Annotated in this window: 2 protein-coding genes; both read right to left on the reverse strand. The window is 34.6% G+C overall.

Features of this window, described 5'->3' with window-relative positions:
- Positions 1-121 precede the first annotated feature (121 nt).
- Positions 122-1042, reverse strand: coding sequence for a GIY-YIG nuclease family protein (locus tag AC1DVJ_RS30755; protein ID WP_477596695.1), 921 nt, complete (start codon positions 1040-1042; stop codon positions 122-124).
- A gap of 9 nt (positions 1043-1051) precedes the next feature.
- Positions 1052-1882, reverse strand: coding sequence for a hypothetical protein (locus AC1DVJ_RS30760; protein WP_477596697.1), 831 nt, complete (start codon positions 1880-1882; stop codon positions 1052-1054).
- Positions 1883-2025 lie beyond the last annotated feature (143 nt).

A 2025-nucleotide genomic window follows, 5' to 3' on the forward strand; every position in this document is an offset into this window, starting at 1 on the left:
TAGTATCTCGGTACTAAACTACAAAACCATGATTAAATAAAACCCTTCCATAGTAGAAAGGGCTTCCACGTGAAAAAATTGTTTATAATTCCGTAGTTCACTTGATTTGACAATTTGTAAACTAGTCCTGTAATTCTTTTAGTTTTCTTCCATCTTCTAACTTCCAGACTTTTTCTGCAGAAGCGGAGTATCCCAATATCACGCGCGCAGCACGACTTGCACTTGTAAAAGTATGTTCTTGATCAAAGAAATAGAAGCCATCATCTTCTCTTTCTACTAGAATATTATTTTCAATAAGTTCTTGCCGCTCTTTTCTCAAATAGTCACTATTTATAACATCAATGTTACGACAAGCAGTTCCTCCTTGCAAAACTTTGAAACCCGTTTCAACAAATATCCCTAAAGCCCTTACTTTTTTCTCATTTGATTGGCATGTAAAAATTTCTTGGTCGTAATTCCTACCCTTGGGTTCGGATTCTATTGTAACTAATGCGGGATAACCAAAAACAGTAAGTACATTCTTTATATATATATAGAATCTACCTATTTCCGCCAAAGTTTCTTCAGGGACGCGTGGTAATGTAATTGGTTGATCGTTATGTATTTGAAATCTTTGAATAATTCTGAGTTTTTCCCAACAATAACCTTCCAAATAGATAGAATGCGTTGGATGAAACTTACTATCGTTTGAGATAAAGATAATAGCAATATCCCAAAAAGATTTCTCGAAATGTTTCCMTAATCTATTAGAAGCGTCATTTGTTCTACCAACATAAACTCCATTCTGTAGTTCGTGTTCCTGTTCGCCAAAAAGAAAATAGATACCTGCTCTATGAAATCTTTCTTTTTGTTTTTCATCTTTCAAAACGCTTTTTAGTCTACTCCTTGGAATTATATATGTATCTAAAGAGGAGTCGGCCGATGTAACCTTTTTGAAACCGAAAATGTCTCCAGTTGGCACCAGCATACTAAATATAAGTGATTTGCTCTCATCCTCAAGATTTGGTAATTTCCCCTCATTATTTTGTGTATATTGATCCATAATGTCCCCCTAAACTACAAAAATATCCTTTAAGTCGACTTTTTCAAAACTACTTACACCATACTCGCTCATTACCAACTCTGTATATTCTGGTTTAAGTTTGTTGCCACCTGAGAAAGTTCTAACAACAAATCTGATTTCGGAATTAACCTGATAAAATGTCGACTCTTCTTTGATCCAATTTGTTGATTTGAGAATGTGTTGTATTATAGAAGTAATATATAACTCAGGCATTGCCAACATCAGATCACTCTTAATATCCTCTAAGACTACCAATTTTTTGGGGGATAAATAATACATCTCAATCCAACATTCCCGCATACAACCATCGACTCGATCAAAAAAGGAATAAGGAAAAGAATAAACCGCACCTTTATCAACAGAACTATTTATTTTTTCCCGGGTCATTTTCTTAAAAAGATATCTCTCCATATATGTAGCAAGTTCACTAGGGGTTTTAAGACCCCACCCGTCTGATTTCGGCACTTTCTCCCACAAAACTCCAGTCAATATTGCAAATGCATCTGGAATATTTTCGTTATACCAGGTAGATAGAGAAAATGCCCCGTATCCTTGTTTTCTTATTGATTCTATAATTCTATCCATATACGAATCGTAAACATATCGACATTCGTAAATATCCTCAAATTCTATATTTAATGCGCTCGCCAATTCAGACATTTCCGAATCGCTTAACCTCCTTCGATATTCTAACAAACTGTACAGAGAATCTTCATCCAAATTTATAAGCCGTGACAATTGTTGTAAATCTACATTTATCGAAAAGCTTTTTGATTTAAAATTGCGAACCTGTTGTATATCACGTAATAGTGGATACACAGTCTATCCCTCCTTATATCCAATTGCTTATAAATTCATATGCTTGTACCTTTACTTTTATACTCGAAATGGAGCCCCTTCTATACTGTTACCCTACAAACAGGGTGAGAGAAATTTTCAGTTCTAGAGAAACTCTAGTTACT

Source organism: Paenibacillus sp. P4_A9 (genome assembly GCF_056402415.1).